The following is an 18,486-nucleotide window of genomic DNA, read 5'->3' as shown; positions in this document are numbered from 1 at the left end:
GGTAAGGATTATCACATGTCAGACAATAATAACAATCTGCAAAGTAGCCGCTCAAATAACAATGGCAATAACGGTAGCGAAAACCTAGCTACCGACAGCCATACTAGGCAAAAATCCAATAGCACCGATAAATCATTGACCTATAAAGTACTAGATAAAGGCGGTGAGGTGCGTGCAGGCGAGGAGCTTGATGCGCAAGCAGTAACTATATGGCTACGCGAGCAGGGCGTAGAGGTAGTAGGAGAGCCTGTCGTTACTCAGTTCTCAGGTGGGGCATCAAACTGGACTTATCGTCTACAATATGCCAATCAAGACCTTATTCTACGTCGTCCCCCTAAAGGCACTAAAGCCAAATCAGCGCATGACATGGTACGGGAATATACAGTACAAAAAGCGCTAGTAGAGGTCTATCCTTACGTGCCAAAGATGATTGCTCTGTGTACTGACGAGGCGGTTATCGGTGCCGACTTTTATGTGATGGAGCGCATGGAAGGTATTATTCCTCGTGCTAATTTGCCTAAAGAAATAGATTTTGATGCTAGTCAAACTCATGAGCTATGCACTAACGTCATTGATGCCTTAATTAAGCTGCATCAAGTTGATTATCAGCAGCACCCTGAGCTAGTAGCCTTAGGCCGCGGTGAGGGTTACTGTGAGCGTCAAGTCAGTGGTTGGGATAAGCGCTATGTCAAAGCCAAGACCCCGAATGTACCTAGTTTCGCTGTAGTGAGACAATGGCTAGCTAACCATACCCCTAAAGACAGTAACACTTGCGTCATCCACAATGATTGGCGCTTCGATAATGTCATCTTGGCCGCTGACGATCCCACCCAAGTGATAGGGGTCCTCGATTGGGAAATGGCTACTTTAGGCGATCCATTAATGGATTTAGGCAGTGCCTTGGCGTATTGGATTGAGGCCGATGACAATATTATTATGCAGCAGTCGCGTCGACAGCCCACTCATCTTGCCGGTATGATGACTCGTGATGAAGTGGTTGAGTATTATCTTGCCCAGACGGGCCTAGAGCTAGACAATTGGACCTTTTATGAAGTGTTTGGCTTGTTCCGCTTAGCTGGTATAGTGCAGCAGATCTATTATCGTTTTTACCATAAACAAACTAGCAATCCGGCTTTTAAGAACTTTTGGATTATTGTCCATGTCTTGCATGCCAAATGCCTTAAACTGATCGCTAAGTATGAAGGCGATGCGCTGTTTATGAGTTATGTGCAGCCACACTTAGCAGATAGAGGTATTGATGCTACTACTATTGAACAGCTTCCTGGCCCGCTACAAGCGGTAATCAAAAGTGTATTACCTAAAGCTTATTTTGCGCCAGCATCGTCTATCTCAGCGACGGCTAAACACAGTTCTAAAGCAGTTGATGAATAATCGCTTAAGAGTGCTAAGTTTCCTCTAAAAATATAATTACTATAGGCCCTACTTTATGACAACCCTCCTTTTAGCTCGTCACGGCCAAGCCTCATTTGGACAAGAGAATTATGATCAGCTCTCAGAGCTTGGGACACTCCAAGCTAAGATGCTTGGTCAGCATTATGGCAATAGTCAGCGGCGTATAGATGCCATCTTTAGTGGCAGCTTAGTGCGTCAACGTGATTCAGCACAGCACTTTTGGCAATCATATCAGCCAGCCCAAGCCAACATTGATTATCAGGGTTCTACTGCTATTTTAGATCTAGCGAACCCTGAAAGTTATGTATTGCCTCTATTCGATGAATTCAATCACGAGGATGTATTCGTCAAGTCGAATTCGACGCTGTCTACGCAAGCTCAGATTGCCGCTGAACTTAAGCAAGAAAATAAGCCGTTGTCTCGATTGGGTGAGCTGTTTGGGATCGCTATGCAACGCTGGCATGCTGGTGATCATGATGAAGATTACTTGGAGAGCTGGCCACAATTTAGCCAACGTGCACAGCAAGCGCTACAGCAGCTAAGTGGGCAAGTAGACCATCTAGCGCATCTTAATCAAGACAGTACGGTATTAGTATTTACCTCAGGTGGGGTGATTGCAGCCATTACTGCGCATCTATTGCAGCAGCATAGTGCAACTGCCTATCAATTGACTCAGAGCTCAGTCAACACTGGGGTTACTGCTATAAGTATTAACCAACGAAAGCCACAACTACTCTCGTATAACGAGCACAGCCATCTGTTCAGTGCCGGTAATAGTTTTGTGACTAAACATTAGTATTAATTAGTAACTGCTTAGTACTAAGCCTCCAATATCAAGCAATCAGTACTAAGCCTCCAATATCAAGCAATCAGTACTAAGTACTATTTTCCAGCCGTAGGATAACTGGGGTTTTTATCAAAAACAGCTAGCCCAATAATTAGAGGCCTGGCTATACCTGCATAACTACACAACTAGCATTCATTGTTTCGATGATAAGCCTTATAATGTCCGGTTTAACTCAACATTTTTAGGCTTTATCTGCCTACAGACATAGCAAGGATTGCCCATGCAGCATAAACTATTGAACTTGGTTACCCAAGCGGCAAAACAAACTAAGGATCAAGCGTTTGGTGCCATTCAACCTGCCCGTTATCTAGCTACTCTTAACAAAAAGCAAGTCGGAAAAGACCAAACAGTGTTGATTACTGGTGCCAGCTCAGGCTTAGGTGAGGGTATGGCAAGATTGTTTGCCAAATTGGGCTATAACTTAGCGATTTGTGCACGGCGTACTGAGCGCTTAGAGCAGCTTAAAGGGGAGTTGAAAACTAACTATCCTAATATACGAGTTGAGTATCGAGAGCTTGATGTCAGTGATTATGCTGCTATATTCGAAGTGTTCGACAGCTTTGCTAGCGACTTTGGCCAGATAAATCGGGTAGTCGTTAATGCTGGTATTGGTGAGAGTCGCCGGATCGGTAAAGGTCGGTTTGAAACCAATCGCCGTACTGCTGAAATCAACTTTATCTCAGCTTTGGCCCAGTGTGAAGCGGCTATGCAAATATTTCGTGCACAAAATAACGGTCATCTAGTAGTGATATCGAGTATGTCCGCTATGCGTGGACTGCCTAAGCACATGACCACTTATGGGGCTAGTAAGGCGGGCTTGGCACATTTAGCAGAAGGGATTCGTGCTGATATGCTGCTCACCAAGCTCCCAATTAAAGTCTCGACGATTTATCCGGGTTATATCCGCACTGAAATCAATACTAATGCTAAGCCATTACCTTTTCAAGTTGATGCCGATACTGGCACTAAAGCTATAGTAGCGGCGATTGAGTCTGGAGTTGATGAGGCTTGTGTGCCAAGCTTGCCATGGTCTATAGTTGGTCAAGCAATGAAACATCTTCCCTTAAATGTGGTCAATAAAATAAGCTGATGTCGGTAGCATTGTGGTGTTAGTTTTGATTAACAGCAAGCAAAAGCTCTGTAAGTTATTTATTATCAATAAGTAGCTTGCAGGGCTTTTTTATTAATTTTTTATATTTACCATTCAGTAAGGTGAGGAGGCTTTGTAATGTTGGTCCTCACAGTCAAGCGTTTACAAGTATTTAGAAAATCATAGAAAAACGTAACTTCAAATAATTTAAATAATTTAAACAAGTTAAATAAAAATCGGATAACAGTAGTTAAGGAAGAACAAATTGCTTATCGGCATTAAAGAATCGGCGATAAGTGAGTAGCGCGCTCAAAGTGCAGCCAAGAGTACTACTGGCACAAATCAAAAACATAGTCACAATTTGATAGCGTACCGCTTGGCTTGGATCAGCACCCGCAAGTATTTGACCGGTCATCATTCCCGGTAAACTAACAATACCGACCACCAGCATGGAGTTCAAAGTAGGGGTCATACCGCTGATAATAGCGGCTCGCATCGGAGTGTGTATCGCCTCATAAGGGGTGGCGGATAAGGATAGCATCATCTCAATTCGTGGCTGCTGACTATAAAAAGCCTCGACAAGCTGATTGCTAGTCAAAGAGATAGCGGTAAGCGAATTGCCCAGTATGAGACCTAGAATCGGAATAATGAACTGCGGGGTGTACCAAGGACTAACTTGCAATATTATCGTGATAGCAATAGTAGTTACTAGGACTGCTGATAAACTAACGGCAAGCAAAGTATCCGTAAACAAGCCTTTATACACCCGCTGGACTCGGTTTTTGGCAGCAATACCGGCGATCAAAGTCATCATCGTTAGAATCAATAGCACTTCATACCATTGCTCACGGGCAAACACCCAAGCTAGTATCAGCCCTATAAAGCTCAGCTGTACAATAGTACGTACCGCTGCTATCAGCAAAGTAGAGCCTAAGTGCAAACGTAAGCGCCAAGATACCAACATGACTAGCAAAATTAAGCTGCTGGCCAAAGCTATATCAGTAGTGGTTAGCAAGATTTGCAGCTCATTAGTGTTAGTCATAGGGGCTTATCATCAAAAGTGTTTGCCATTTTTATCAGGGCGAGTTTAAGCTGTAAAATACATTTAATCGTAGATCTGATTTAGGCCAGCTTAGTCAGCTGCCCCGCTTGCATCTGCCAATGACTATCAGCAAACGGCATAATGCTATCGATATCATGAGTTATCCATAGTAGCGCACGATTTGAGTCATCATGCAGCCACTTAAGCAACAGTCTAATCAAGTCTGCTGCGGTCTGTGGGTCTAAAGCGGTCGTGGGCTCATCTAATAGCAGTACTTGGGGGTCTAATTGTAATAATCGCAGGATATTTACTAATTGTCGTTCACCACCTGATAGGTAGGCAGTTGACTGATATAATAACTGCTCGTTGCGCTGCAAATAGCTCAGCTGTTTAAGATGCCATTGCTTATCAAACTGCTGATTATGATGAGCATCTAGAGTATAAGGCAGCTGTAGATTGTCAAGGACGCTGCCTTCTATTAGCTGTGGATGCTGACTGAGCAACGCCACTCGAGCTCGCCAGTAGATAGGCGACGAATCAAAAATACTAATCCCATTAAGATCAATGTCGCCTGTACTGATTGAGGTTAGGCCGGCAAGCAAGCGTAGCAGTACCGACTTGCCACTGCCTGAGGGCCCAGTTAAGACTGTCAATTGTCCTGCTAATAGCTGACCATTCGCACCGTCAAGTAGTAAGGGCCGCTGAGTCTCTAAGGGTAGCTGGGTCGATAGTGATTGGCGCCATAAACTGCCAAACCAGCTTTTAACTGCTTTATAAATGCTAGCTAAGTTATAAGGTTTAGATGCTTTGGCAGCGTTAGTGCCAGTTTTAGCAACAGCGTTACTAGTCCCGATACTACTGTCAGTATGAGATCCTAGGGAAGCTGTGCCCCGCGCACTGAGCTCACTAAAGCTCAATAAGGGCTGGTTATTAATAGCAGCAGGAATTGGCAACGGCTATTGACCTTGTGCATGCTGAATCATGGCTTGCTCAATGAGATGATGCAGCTTTTTGGGTACTCGAATCGGTCTAATAGGCGCGGCACTAGGGGCAGCTGCTGGTGCTTGAGTCGCTGCTTGGTTATCCGCTGAGTTTTCAATTGGCGAAGGCGTTTCACTTTTGATTTGATTTTGTACACAAGCGATGACAATTCTAGCGCTACTTAACAGGCTGCTACTAGGACTGGTAGTGGCTAGTGAATCAGCTACTGCTGATTGGCGGTGAATGCTTTGATAAAATATAATGCTGGCTGGTTTTAGGTCAACTTTATCGATTTGCACAGTGATAATTTCATCGAGAAAGATAGCTTTACGGTATTGCAGCTCAGCTTGACTGACTACAAAATGTTGGATTTGACCATCATCAGCTTGCAAAAAATAGGTATTAAGTCCAATCTTAGTAAACCAGTCACGACGGCAGTTCTCAAAAAACACTAAATGATTGGCATGATAGACTATGCCGCCAGCATCGGTATGATTGATATAGATATGGTAATCGGTGGCGAATAGAGGCGTGGTTTGTAGTAATAGATTGGCAGTACTGCTTATTTTTTGATTAGTCATAAAGTGTCTCAATAGATATTAATGATTAGGCGTGTCTACTAGTGTTTTTAGCGTATTATTGGCTATCAGACTAGCATTATAGAAGACAATAGCGGTAGTCATAGTACTTATAACAGCCATAATATTTATACTTTAGCTTAACCACTAGAGCCAAGCAAAGTTTATGTCAGTAGCTCATTAAAATTATATATTTTTTAAAGTAAAACGCTGTTAATAAACCCACTAAAAAGAATAGGATTATGCATGACTTGTTTTGTCAGTTTTAATGTTAATGGTATTCGTGCCCGCCCACATCAGCTAGAGGCTTTACGCGATATAATCGACCCTGATGTCATAGGTCTACAAGAGACCAAAGTACATGATGATCAGTTCCCTATTGATGATGTAGAAGGTCTTGGTTATCACGTAGAGTACTTTGGACAAAAGGGTCATTATGGCGTGGCGTTGATGTCTAAAGAGCCACCTATCTTTGTGCAAAAAGGCTTTCCTGGTGAAGATGAAGAGGCGCAAAAGCGTTTTATTCATGGCCGTTATCTATTACAGGGCCGTGAGATAGATGTGCTTAATGGCTATTTTCCACAAGGTGAGAGTCAAGATCATCCGACTAAATACCCTATGAAACGTGCTTATTATGCTGATTTGATGGCGTATATTGATACGCTAAAAGCTGAAGGACGCTCATTAATAGTCATGGGTGATATGAATATTGCTCCTGAAGATATCGATATTGGTATTGGTGAAGTAAATGCTAAGCGTTGGCTCAAAAATGGTAAAACTTCATTTTTGCCAGAGGAGCGCGAATGGTATGCAGCACTAATGTCACGTGATCTTATCGACACTTATCGTCAGCATTATCCAGAAAGCAATGAGCTATATAGCTGGTTTGATTATCGTAGCCGTGGCTTTAATGACGAGCCTAAACGTGGTATGCGAATTGATCATATTTTATGTACCCCAGATCTCACTGAGCAATGTCTAGACTCTGGTATAAGCTATGAGCTACGTGCTATGGAAAAGCCTTCTGATCATGCTCCTATTTGGTCAAAGTTTGACTTAAGCAAATCTTAATTGTTACCTTATCGACATAAAGTTCAAGGTCAGTTAGTTATAGTAGCTAGTGCTGTTAGACGTCAACTCTAAACAGCACTTTTGATCGCCTCCTGTTAATAATTACTGCTTATATCTACTCTTAGCTATAGCTACGCGCAGTTATATCTATAAATAGTTAGACCTACTAATGAGCGACCACTAAAAATAATTTATTAATCATAATTTATTAATAACAATCTACCAATAATAAGGAGTCACTATGGCTGTTGGCAATGTTGCAGTACCAAATACTATTTATACTATCGATGGCATTACTTTAAGTGCTACTGCCGCTGGGGTACGTTACCAAGACCGCAATGATTTAGTGGTAATAGAGATTGCGCAAGGCGCTAATACCGCAGTGGTCACTACCAAAAATGCATTTTGTGCAGCGCCAGTACGAGTATTGCGTGAGCATTTTGCTGCTAATAGTCCCCGTTATCTAGTGACTAATACGGGTAACGCCAATGCCGGTACTGGTGCTGATGGTAAACGCCGTGCACTGGATATTTGCCAAGCGTTAGCCAGTAAAGCTGGAGTTGATACGACAATGGTATTACCATTCTCAACAGGGGTCATTGGTGAGCCATTAAACAGCGAGGCTATAGTAGCGGGACTAGATACAGCATTGTCTCAGCTAGGCGCGGACAATTGGTTAGCCGCTGCTGACGGTATCCGTACTACTGATACTATACCCAAAGTAGCCAGCCAAAAAGTAGAGATAACTAGTGGTGATAGTAGTATCAGCTACCATATCACTGGGATGTCTAAAGGCTCAGGAATGATTCGTCCCAACATGGCGACTATGCTTGGCTATGTTGCTACTGATGCCAACATCGCAGCTGATCTATTACAAGAGATGCTCACTGCCATTAATGAGCAGTCCTTTAATCGTATTACCGTAGATGGCGACACATCGACTAATGACTGTTGTGTACTAATTGCCACCGGTAAAGCCAGCGCTGAGGTTATTGATAGTCCAGAACATCCTCATTACCAAGCGTTATTTAGCGCATTAACGGCTGTCTTTGTGCGCTTAGCCCAACTGATTGTGCGTGATGGAGAAGGGGCTACTAAGTTTATAACGGTTAAAGTTACGAGTGGTAAGACTACTAAAGAGTGCTGTGATGTGGCGTATGCCGTTGCCCATTCGCCCCTCGTTAAGACTGCATTTTTTGCTAGTGACGCCAACTGGGGACGGATATTAGCAGCAGTCGGTTACGCTGGCGTTGAAGATTTAGATACAGAACAAGTCGATGTATGGTTGAACGAAGTGATGATCTGTCAGAATGGCGTAGTAGCACCTAGTTATAACGAACAAGCAGGTAATGAGGTCATGAGTCGTCCTGAGATTACTATTCATATTGATTTGGCACGAGGCAGTGCTAGTGATACGGTTTATACTTGTGATTTATCTTATGAGTACGTGAAGATTAATGCTGATTATCGCAGCTGATCAGGGTGTTTTAGATAAGTAACCCCAGTGCTTATTCAGGGTTTAACAGAAACTGCTATTGCACCAGTTTAAGGGTATAAATATAAGACTGAGATCGAATGCTGTTGCAAACTTTGACGTTTAATTACAAAGCAGTTATAGAGTACAAGGTTTTAAGCGGTCTATACTTATCGCAGCAAAAAAATAAGATACATAGCTTTTGACGAGGTAAAGGCTTATTGCCAATTGTTTTGGCAATAGCAAGCATTCTAAAAGATCATGTAGATAATTTAACAGTCATAAAACATTTATTAACTGAGGAATAGCATAATGAAAAAATTAGTATTAGCAGCATTAGCATCAACTTTCGTATTAGCGGGTTGTTCTACTATGGGCTTGGATAACGAGCGCACTATGGTTGTTGAAGGCCAGTCTGTAAACGTTAAAGTCGTTAACATTCCAAGCTTTAAAGTAGAGATTGCCCCACGTAAGGCTATCTGTGAATATACTGCTAATGATGGCAATGTTGTTGAAGCTGAATGTATTCAGTATCGTCAAACTTATCAAAAGAACTACAATACTTTGAATGGTAACATCCAAGGGTTCACTTATGAGCCAAACTATCGCTATATCCTAGACTTACGTCAAGAAGCGGTAGCTGACGAAGCGGCTGGTACGGTTAAGCCTATGTGGATCTTGAATGAAGTGGTTTCAAAGACTGCAGAGTAATCATTGCCTAAGTTGGGTTATTATTTGATTAGATAGCTGTTTGATTTATAAGTTTTTAATTTGATAACTGTTTAATCTGATAGCTATAATATTTGACAGCAATGCTCAATAGAAAAAGCCTCTAATTCGTTAGAGGCTTTTTTTGCTTATCTTGTGATATTAAAATACTGTTAGTATTTGGAAAATATACAAAGTATTAGCATTGACTGTATTTGACACTGACCCCTTGAGAGACAGTAGGAATACGATTATCGGCATAAACTGCCAGACCACCACGTGAAGTCTCTTTATAATTATCTAGCATGTCAGCGCCAGTTTGTTTCATAGTTTCGACTACTTTATCGAAAGAGACAAAATGCTCTCCATTGCCTCGGCAGGCTAGACGTGCAGCGTTGATGGCTTTGACCGCGCCCATAGCATTACGTTCAATGCAAGGTACTTGTACTAAGCCACCGACAGGGTCACAAGTTAGACCTAGGTTATGTTCAATACCAATCTCAGCAGCGTTTAAGCACTTGGCAGGATCGCCGCCCATAATCTCAGCTAGACCAGAAGCCGCCATAGCGCAAGCAGAACCAACTTCACCTTGACAGCCAACTTCCGCACCAGAAATAGAAGCGTTTTGCTTAATTAGGCTACCAATAGCAGTAGAGTTTAATAAAAATTTACGCGCGCCATCATTACTATAGCTGGCGATAAAATCACGATAGTAATGCATGACTGCTGGGATAATACCAGCAGCACCATTAGTCGGAGCAGTCACTACGTTGCCCCCATTAGCGTTTTCTTCATTAACCGCCAAGGCATATAAATCTACCCAATCCATCGCTGCTAATTTATCACTTTTAGTAGCAGGAAGATCTTTTTCGGCACAAAGTTGCAAATGCAGAGCTTGCGCCCGACGCCTAACGTTTAAGCCACCTGGTAAGATACCACCATTTTCACAACCTCTAGTGACACAGTCCTGCATCGCCTCCCAAATCGAATCTAGATAAGCATAAACCTCATCTTTATGGCGATAGTGACACTCATTGGCTAATACTAGTTCGCTAACCGTTAAGTTATGCAGGTGGCATTGTTCAAGTAGCTCTGCGGCGCTATCAAAGGGATAAGGAATGCGACCAATAGTTGGCGCAGCACTATCTTGCTCAGGATCGTTGGCATCTTCTTCATTGATGACGAAGCCACCACCTACGGAGTAATAAGTCTGCTGATAGCGAGTGCCGTCAGCTAATACAGCGCAAATAGTCATAGCGTTAGGGTGATAAGGCAATACCGTGTCACCGTACCAGCGAATATCGCGTTCAATATCAAAGCCGACGCTATGCTCACCTGATAAGTTCAATTGCTGCTCAGAAAATATCGGCGTTAGATACTGGTCTGTTAAGCGGGTGTCAATAGTACTTGGCTTATGTCCAAGTAAACCTAACAGTATGGCAGTATCGGTAGCGTGACCTTTACCAGTTGCCGCTAAAGAGCCGTACAACTCAATCTCAATAGCGGTTACATCAGTCAGTTTTGCTTGCTTGAGTAGGGAGACTAAAAATAAATTAGCTGCTACCATTGGGCCTACCGTATGTGAGCTTGATGGACCAATACCAATTTTAAATAAATCAAATACACTAATCATAGTCAATTACCAAAGAGAAGTTAAAGGGAGTCAATGTGGTGATGATACACCGCTTTATATTGAAAAATTATTTATTTTTTATCTGGTTTTTCGGGCAGTTTTAGAGTTTAGCTGAGGGGCTCATCAGCCAGTAATTAGCTAGCAAATATAACGATCAATAGCAGCATAACTGTTAACTTAACTATTAACATAGCTATCAGTATAAGCACTAGCATAAATACCAAAGTAAATAGCATCGATAACAGTCGCTTGTAAGGCAGGCAAAAAGATAAGTTAGTGCTAGGGTCTATAGAAATTTTTAAACGTAAGAGTACGTGAGACACGTGAATAATAGCTGTTGTTTATTATTGAATTCCGTTATGATGCTCGGCATCTATGATTATGTAACATCCTGTAAATATGGCAGTGCCGAAAAATATGCTTACCTTGTGAAGACTCAACCTAGTGGAGTTAGTTAAGCATATCCAATCGTTGACAGCTAGCAAAATACGCTAGTGTCATACAATATAGGTAATATAGTGGCTAGTCAGTCCAGCCCAATACTGTTACCAGCCAATTTTATCCAGTTATCTTTTGATGTCAGTTAAGGATATCGCTTTATAATATCAAGCCTTAAAGGAAAAGCGCGCATGACACCTCCCTCAGAGCATTCATCCTCATCTAAAGCTGTAGATAGTCATTCATCTAATGGGCCATCTAATAATGAGCCTAACGCTTTGCAAAATGCTGGTATTAGCAGCGCAAAGAGGCAATATACTGACAATCCAGATTTTGAAAATGGCCGTTGGTTCCCTACTTGGCGACCGTTCAAAGGTGATATAGATCGTAATCCGGTAGGTATCAATGAGTATCTACCGCCCTCTAAGAGTTTGCTACTAGGCGTGCAACATACTTTTGCTATGTTCGGCTCGACGGTGCTAGCTCCATTACTGATGGGTTTTGATCCCAACTTAGCTATCTTAATGTCAGGTATCTGTACCGTGATGTTCTTTATCATCACCGGTGGACGTATGCCCAGTTACTTAGGGTCTAGTTTTGCCTTTATTGGACCAGTGATAGCGGTTACTGCCTATGCAGGCGTCGGCTTCAATAACAACTTAGATGTCGCCTTAGGCGGTATTATGGTCTGTGGTATTATTTATGCCTTAGTCGGCTTGCTAGTGATGAAAACGGGGACTGGCTGGATTGAGCGCTTGATGCCGCCTATCGTTACTGGGGCGATTGTGATGATCATTGGTCTTAACTTAGCGCCGGTGACTATTCAAGGGGTATCTGCCAACCAATTTGATGCTTGGATGGCAGCTTTTACGGTGCTGTTGATTAGTGGCGTGGCGGTATTTACTCGCGGTATGCTCAGACGCCTACTATTACTAGTCGGCCTAATACTGTCTTATATCACCTATTATATCGTCAGCAACCTAATGGGATTTGGGGTGCCGATTGAGTTTAGTGGGGTTGCTACAGCTTCATGGTTTGGCTTGCCTAGTATTCATACCCCACGCTTTGAGCTTAGCGCTATCATATTAATAGCACCCGTCGCCTTTATTCTTATTGCCGAAAACCTTGGACATTTCAAAGCGGTTGAAGGCATGACTAAAACTCGCGTAACCCCTCATATGGGCAAAGCGTTCTTTGCAGATGGGTTAGCGACTACTTTTTCCGCAGGTTTTGGCGGTACAGGGGTGACTACTTACGCTGAAAACATCGGGGTAATGGCAGTCACTAAAGTCTACAGTACTACTATATTTGTGATAGCTGGGGTAGTGGCTATTCTGTTAGGATTATCACCGAAGTTTGGTGCTGTCATTCAGACTATTCCAGCAGCATTATTAGGCGGTGCTTCTATTGTAGTCTTCGGTCTGATCGCTATCGCTGGTGCTAAAATATGGATAGACAGCCATATCGACTTTAGTAAGAATAGCAATCTTATTATTGCCGCCGTGACAGTAATTATGGGTACAGGTAACTTTAGCTTGCATCTAGGCAGCTTCGATTTGGGTGGCATCGGTACAGCAACTTTGACCGCTATCATCCTAAACGCTTTATTTAATCGCCAAAAAGGCTAAGAGTTATAAAGCTGATTCATCACTAAGACTTGTAGCCGTTATAAAAGAAAAAAGCTTGAATCTGATTAGATTCAAGCTTTTTTTTATTACCGATAAGGTTAACAGGGATGTTGTGCCTAACCCTATTATTTATAGTTACGCTTATAGAACTTTGCAAAGAAGCGATAACGTCTTAGGGCCCGAGGTTTGGGCTTGAGTGAGCCCAAAAAAATAGCAAACATAGTTAGTAGAGCGCCGGCCCACTGTAAGCTATTAATCGGTTTATCAAGCCAGCTATAGTCTATAACCAAAGCGGCAATCGGCTCAGTGAGCAGTAGCAAGCCGACTAAGGTTAGTGAGAGCTTAGGAATAGAATAAGCAATCAGGCCCCAAGCTAAGCACTGCATTACTGTGCCATAGACCAATACCCAAGCAAGCTCAGACCAACTATTAGGTAATATATTACCTTGATCAAATAATAACATCGGTACTATCATCGCCAGTACCCCACCAATACTAATTAGCTGCATCAGTACAAATATCGGTGTCGGCTCGGTATCGTGAGTCTTACGAATAAAAGTCATCGAGGCCGCTAACATCGCGCCTGAAACAATGCCAGTGACAAACCCCCAAGTGGCAGCTGAGTTTTGCGCAAATTCAGGGCTGCCAATCATCGCCACTCCTAGCATAGCTAGGCAGAGGCTGAGTAGCTGCAAAATAGACTGGCGTTCGCTGAAATAGACAAAGCCAATAGCCGCTAAAAAGAAGATTTGTAAGCTGTTGAGTAAGGTTGAGATACCTGGTCCAACAGCATGAATACTCTCATGCCAAAGCGCTAAATCGAATCCAAGAAATGCGCCAGATAACAAACTATAAACGATAGCTCGTCGAGAGGCGGGTAGCCGTTGGCCGGCCACTTTTGCTAAGATAGCAAAAACCACACCGGAGATAGCCAGTCGCCAAAACGCCATTGCCCAGCCACCGATATCGACATGAGCGACAATTAAGCTGCCTAAGCCAAAAATAATACAGCCAATGACTAAGCCGATAGAAGCAGAGCGTGAAGCAGAATCGGCCATAAGTTGCCCTCGTGTGAATCCGCTATTATCAATAAGCGATATAAAAAATCCTATGGTAAACCTTTTCGGCTAAAAGCTAAAGACGGCTAGTATTAATAGGCCTCGATATGGCTCAATAAGGTCGAGCGCTTTTGTTCAAGCAACCCGCTCAATTAGCGACAAATAGCTAACCGTTTCTAAAGCCTAGGGTCACACCCTTACAGAATACAAGTGGGTACTGAGGTCTACATTTGTTAAGCTTGTAATATTTAAAAGGGTTACACTGATTATTACATTGCCTATAAACCTTACCAGCACTACACTCCGCTTAGGTTCTATTATGTCTCGATGCTATACCTTAAAGCCTACAAAAAACCCCAGATTATCCATGCCTGCTTTAGCACTCAAAGCAACAGTAGGATGGCTGCTCAGTAGTTCGCTGCTGTTAGTGCTTACTTTGCCAACAGCACAAGCTGCGAGCTGCAAAACACCTAAAAGTTATTATAAAAACGTCGCTTGTACTTCTATGAACGGTTATTTTTTGGCCAGTAAAGATTATGGTGCACCAGTAGCTCTTATCGATAGTAAAGGCAAGCCGGTAGTTGATTTATCAGCGTATCAAAAAGTGGCTGCCGACAAAATAGCTGCTGGGTTAATACCAGTACAGCGTAGTGGCCGTATTGGTTATGTCAATATGCAAGGTCAAACCGTTATCCCGCTGATATACGATGTGTTAGGAGAGTCTAGGGGCTGGGCACGAGCAGCTTCCGAGGGACGTATTGTAGTCAAAAAAGGCGGTAACTATGGGGTGATCGACAATAGCAATCAAACTATTGTGCCTTTCTCCTCAGCCTTTAGTGATATTGATAACTATAGTAATGGTGTCGCCAAAGCCCGTAAGAATAAAGTCAATATCAAGCTGGATAGCAAAGGCAATACTATTAGCGAGCCTAGTAGTATTAATGCTAACAATACTAATGCTAATGCCAATAGTAATAATACTAAGGCGGGGTCTGCGCAAGCATCGGCATTGGCATCTGCAATAGACAAACCACTAGCAAGCTCCACCGTAGTAACATCCAAAACTTTTACCACTTTAAAAGCCGATCAGCAAGACGGTAAATGGGGCTTTGTTGATGAGCAAAAAACCATAATGATTACTTATTCGTTCAATGAAGTAAGACCTTTCTCTGAAGGACTGGCTGGGGTACGTATTAATAATAAATGGGGGTTCTTAAATTTAGGTGGTGAGTTGGTTATTCCGTTTAACTTTAGCAATAGTGAGGAGACTCAAAATGCTGAGAACGCCTCGATGTTTGTTTTTAACCAAGATAAAGCTTGGATCGGTACTCTAAAGAACGGCACTAAGATCTGTATAGGCACACAAGGCAACGTTGTCGATTGCGATTAACCACTAAGGTTAGCTCTATAATAGTATTTTTAACAGCAAAAAAAAGGGTGAGACTTATAGATTGTTTATAAGTCTCACCCTTTTTTAATTTGCAGCATCTATTAAGCAATTAGTACAGTAAATGCTTGCTTATCAAATCAACTAAATATGGCTGATAGTAGGCAGGGATATCATGAGCCATACCATCAATCAGATGAAAGCTGGCTTTAGGAATAGTCTTAGCTACTACCCGACCTTGCGAGGAGGGCAATAGACCATCAGCACTACCATGAATGACGATAGTCGGGGCTTTGACTTGCTTACTAAAACGCGCAATAGAGCCCGATGATAAGATAGCATTGAGTTGCTGTACGGTTCCTAAAGGATGAAAGTTGCGCTGATAACGTAACTTGGCAATCTCACGTACAGTACGGACATTGACATGACCGGGCGTCCCTACAGTCTTCATGAACCAGACGCTGTGCCGAACAATATCACGTTCAGAATGGCTTTCCGGTCTATTAATCAAAGTATAGAGCTGCTTAGGTCGTGGTGGCTTTAAAAATGCCCGATTGGTAGTAGTAAACATCAATACCATACGATCTATTAAGCTGGGATAGCGAGCAGCGACAATCTGGGCAATCATACCACCCATCGACGCTCCTAATAAATGCGTTCTTTTTAGTTGTAACACCTTTATCAGACGTACCGTATCCTCTGCCATATCGGTCAAATTATAAGCGACTTGTGCTGATTTATTAGATAGACCTGTCTGCAAGCGTAGCATCATTTTGAGTTGGCTGATTCGTGGCAATCCTTCGATTTGAACTTTAGAGGATAAGCCGATATCACGATTATCAAAACGAATCACAAAAAATCCAGCATTAATCAGACGCTTGATAAAATCATCTGGCCAAAAGATCATTTGTGAGCCTAGACCCATCACCATCAATAATGGGGGATGGTCTGGATTACCACCGGCTTCGACACACAGCTCAATATTATCGCCGATATCGATCATGGCCTGATAAAGGTGCTCACTTAAGTCAGAGGTACGCCAATTATGCGCACCGAACTTCTCCCATGCAGGATTTGGATAGTAAGCTGTTCCTGTCGCCACATCGGCAACCTTATCTTGGCTTGATTTATTCGAATGGATCATGATATCTCCCGCTTAGCATGTCATCTACTTAGATTTCCATCATTTCAAAATCTAACTTGCCAACACCACACTCAGGACAAGTCCAATCATCAGGAATATCTTCCCATTTAGTTCCAGGGGCGATGCCTTCTTCGGAGCAACCTAGTTCTTCATCATAGATCCAGCCACAGACAATACATTCATAACGTTTCATACACCGTCCTATCAATAATTACTATTATGCTTTAAAAGCGTTACTTGCTAAATTTACACCATAAAAACGCCCACAGTTTAGCATATAACCGTGCTATATAAAGTTAAGTTTACAGTTGTATATTGGAACTGCAGAGTACTCATTAAAATGTTTTTATATCTGTATTGGGCTATAGTTTCGTGCCAGCTAGGCTTAGAGCGTATTTATTCTCAAGTATTAGCTAGCGCTATCCGTCAAAAAAAGCCGCAAGATTATGCTATTATATCCAGCGTTAATTTTTATCTTTTATAAGAGATTGTCTTATGTAAGATGAATCTTAAATTATTCAAGCCGTCCAAGTTAAGGGTTATTATGAGTGTTACTACTACTGACAAGCAAGCGAAAACCATATCTGAGTCGTCGACTAATCGTAACACCGATAATCTCAATACTGATCATCCGTTTTGGCAAGTCATTCGTACTGTAGCTAACTTCCCTAAAGCGGGCATTGATTTTTATGATATCACTCCATTACTACGTAACCACGTTGAGGCAGTTATCGATGCTATGCTGGCGTCGCTACCTGCAGGATTAATGGAGGAGGTGGATTGTCTAGGGGCTGTTGAAGCCCGTGGATTTGTGTTTGCAAGCTTGCTGGCAGGACGATTGGGAAAAGGCATTATACTGCTACGTAAGGCGGGTAAGCTACCGCCACCAGTGGCAAACAAGGCCTACGCACTAGAGTATGGTAAAGATACGCTAGAGATGCAAAACAATTTGCCCCCTGAGCGTGTACTGTTGGTCGATGATATTTTGGCAACTGGTGGCACTTTGACTACGGCTTATGAGCTGTGCAAATCCGCTGGTCATACAGTAGTAGGGGCATTAGTGTTATTAGATTTAGTGGCGCTACACGGCGAATTTCCAGTACCTGTTTATACGGTTCTAAAGATTTAAAACAGTCTTTTATAACTACCATTTCAAAAGCTTGAGCTGGTAATGGTAGTAGCTCAAGGTATTTCATAAGTACTAAAGCAAAAAAAGCGCCTTGATTATAAAGTCAGGGCGCTTTTTTATTATAAATCTACTGTTTTTAAATCATTGTCTTAGCAGTAATATGCTTAGAGCCATGACTTTACAAAAGATCTATATAGGGGTTCTATAATACCACTGATGACAAGCCAGCATACTCTGTACCTTTAGACAGTACATAACGCTTGTTGGTTTCGCCATCGGTCAAGAACCCACCAAAAGTCTGTGATACAGCACTGAACAAAATGATACTTACCGCGCTCAAAGCTTCTTCGGCTAGAACTTCAGTATGTAATAACTCTTTCGCTTTGGCTACACTGATTACCGCACAGCTCTCGTTTTCACTTAAGCGTGGATTGGCTTCTTCGTTATAGTTTTTGTAACAAAAGGCGATTGAGATATACTCATCAGAACCCGCTAACTCAGCTAGATACTGTTGATCAATGTGGCCTGTTGCTTGGATACACTTAACCGCTGGCTGCTTTTTTAAAGGCTTTAGGCGCTTACTGTGAACGATGTGGATAAAAACTTCTTGTGGTTGTTTTTTGGAGGTAGACTTTAGCATGGAACATCCTTATTAATTAAAACAGAACCAAATCAATAGTTCAGTCCTGTGAGTAAGTATTACTCGAGTATGATAATACATTGGCTAGCAAAGTGGGTACTAAGTTTTGCTTATAGTGGATTAAAAGTGCTATTTTATTGAGCTTATCGTGTTGTAATTACATTAAGATGAAATAATGGCTGATAAAGGCAGTTTATAGTTAGTCTATAATCAGCTAATCATAGT

The 18,486-nt window shown here is 42.3% G+C and carries 17 protein-coding genes; 9 read left to right on the top strand and 8 right to left on the bottom strand.

The genetic code is table 11. The annotated features are described in order from the left end of the window. Positions 1-15 precede the first annotated feature (15 nt). The 3 genes from KPY62_RS01905 (at position 16) to KPY62_RS01895 (ending at position 3,350) form a co-directional block, all read left to right on the top strand. Positions 16-1,392: a phosphotransferase family protein gene (locus KPY62_RS01905; RefSeq protein ID WP_216580578.1), complete on the top strand. Its 1,377-nt coding sequence runs from the start codon at positions 16-18 to the stop codon at positions 1,390-1,392. 55 nt (positions 1,393-1,447) lie between these two features. Then, complete coding sequence (locus tag KPY62_RS01900; RefSeq protein ID WP_216580577.1) at positions 1,448-2,209, top strand: histidine phosphatase family protein; 762 nt, start codon at positions 1,448-1,450, stop codon at positions 2,207-2,209. 271 nt (positions 2,210-2,480) lie between these two features. Then, on the top strand, positions 2,481-3,350 hold the full coding sequence (locus KPY62_RS01895) for an SDR family oxidoreductase (protein WP_216580576.1): 870 nt from the start codon (positions 2,481-2,483) through the stop codon (positions 3,348-3,350). Between the two features lie 250 nt (positions 3,351-3,600). Here KPY62_RS01895 and KPY62_RS01890 read toward each other — a convergent pair whose 3' ends face one another. From KPY62_RS01890 to KPY62_RS01880, 3 genes are all read right to left on the bottom strand, one after another. Beyond that, positions 3,601-4,392, bottom strand: coding sequence for an ABC transporter permease (locus KPY62_RS01890; RefSeq protein ID WP_216580575.1), 792 nt, complete (start codon positions 4,390-4,392; stop codon positions 3,601-3,603). A gap of 80 nt (positions 4,393-4,472) precedes the next feature. After that, positions 4,473-5,345 (bottom strand): ABC transporter ATP-binding protein, encoded by an 873-nt coding sequence (locus KPY62_RS01885; protein WP_216580574.1) that lies wholly within the window; start codon positions 5,343-5,345, stop codon positions 4,473-4,475. Positions 5,346-5,348: 3 nt separating this feature from the next. Further along, positions 5,349-5,954, bottom strand: coding sequence for a thioesterase family protein (locus KPY62_RS01880; protein WP_216580573.1), 606 nt, complete (start codon positions 5,952-5,954; stop codon positions 5,349-5,351). A gap of 243 nt (positions 5,955-6,197) precedes the next feature. On the opposite strand from KPY62_RS01880, the gene xthA reads away from it, so the two are divergent. The 3 genes from xthA (at position 6,198) to KPY62_RS01865 (ending at position 9,207) form a co-directional block, all read left to right on the top strand. Next, the gene (xthA, locus tag KPY62_RS01875) at positions 6,198-7,022 is read left to right on the top strand and encodes an exodeoxyribonuclease III (protein ID WP_216580572.1); all 825 of its coding nucleotides are present in this window, start codon (positions 6,198-6,200) and stop codon (positions 7,020-7,022) included. 241 nt (positions 7,023-7,263) lie between these two features. Beyond that, positions 7,264-8,499 (top strand): bifunctional glutamate N-acetyltransferase/amino-acid acetyltransferase ArgJ, encoded by a 1,236-nt coding sequence (gene argJ / locus KPY62_RS01870; RefSeq protein ID WP_216580571.1) that lies wholly within the window; start codon positions 7,264-7,266, stop codon positions 8,497-8,499. Between the two features lie 309 nt (positions 8,500-8,808). After that, positions 8,809-9,207 carry a DUF4377 domain-containing protein gene (locus tag KPY62_RS01865; RefSeq protein ID WP_201622836.1) on the top strand — a complete coding sequence of 133 codons (399 nt, stop codon included), beginning with the start codon at positions 8,809-8,811 and terminating at the stop codon, positions 9,205-9,207. Positions 9,208-9,403: 196 nt separating this feature from the next. On the opposite strand, the gene KPY62_RS01860 is transcribed toward KPY62_RS01865, so the two are convergent. After that, complete coding sequence (locus KPY62_RS01860) at positions 9,404-10,837, bottom strand: L-serine ammonia-lyase (protein ID WP_201622837.1); 1,434 nt, start codon at positions 10,835-10,837, stop codon at positions 9,404-9,406. Between the two features lie 629 nt (positions 10,838-11,466). Between KPY62_RS01860 and KPY62_RS01855 the strand changes: the two genes are divergently transcribed. Next, a complete protein-coding gene (locus KPY62_RS01855; protein ID WP_216580570.1) occupies positions 11,467-12,903 on the top strand; it encodes a solute carrier family 23 protein in 1,437 nt (478 codons plus the stop codon). Between the two features lie 125 nt (positions 12,904-13,028). Here KPY62_RS01855 and KPY62_RS01850 read toward each other — a convergent pair whose 3' ends face one another. Beyond that, positions 13,029-13,961, bottom strand: a complete 933-nt coding sequence (locus KPY62_RS01850; protein ID WP_216580569.1) for a DMT family transporter — start codon at positions 13,959-13,961, stop codon at positions 13,029-13,031. 367 nt (positions 13,962-14,328) lie between these two features. On the opposite strand from KPY62_RS01850, the gene KPY62_RS01845 reads away from it, so the two are divergent. Next, positions 14,329-15,351, top strand: a complete 1,023-nt coding sequence (locus KPY62_RS01845) for a WG repeat-containing protein (protein ID WP_216580568.1) — start codon at positions 14,329-14,331, stop codon at positions 15,349-15,351. 109 nt (positions 15,352-15,460) lie between these two features. Here KPY62_RS01845 and KPY62_RS01840 read toward each other — a convergent pair whose 3' ends face one another. Further along, positions 15,461-16,492: an alpha/beta fold hydrolase gene (locus KPY62_RS01840; RefSeq protein WP_216580567.1), complete on the bottom strand. Its 1,032-nt coding sequence runs from the start codon at positions 16,490-16,492 to the stop codon at positions 15,461-15,463. A gap of 28 nt (positions 16,493-16,520) precedes the next feature. Then, positions 16,521-16,685, bottom strand: coding sequence for a rubredoxin (locus KPY62_RS01835; protein ID WP_201622842.1), 165 nt, complete (start codon positions 16,683-16,685; stop codon positions 16,521-16,523). 351 nt (positions 16,686-17,036) lie between these two features. Here KPY62_RS01835 and KPY62_RS01830 point away from each other — a divergent pair, with 351 nt between their 5' ends. Next, entirely contained in the window at positions 17,037-17,621 is a 585-nt protein-coding gene (locus KPY62_RS01830; RefSeq protein ID WP_216580566.1) for an adenine phosphoribosyltransferase, read from the top strand. 202 nt (positions 17,622-17,823) lie between these two features. Here the strand turns inward: KPY62_RS01830 and KPY62_RS01825 are convergent, their stop codons facing one another. Next, positions 17,824-18,261 carry a hypothetical protein gene (locus KPY62_RS01825; protein WP_216580565.1) on the bottom strand — a complete coding sequence of 146 codons (438 nt, stop codon included), beginning with the start codon at positions 18,259-18,261 and terminating at the stop codon, positions 17,824-17,826. Positions 18,262-18,486 lie beyond the last annotated feature (225 nt).

Source organism: Psychrobacter sp. TAE2020, from assembly GCF_018919485.1.
GTDB lineage: Bacteria > Pseudomonadota > Gammaproteobacteria > Pseudomonadales > Moraxellaceae > Psychrobacter.
Note: the sequence above shows the minus strand (reverse complement) of the source record. Positions and strands in the feature narration are given on the sequence as shown.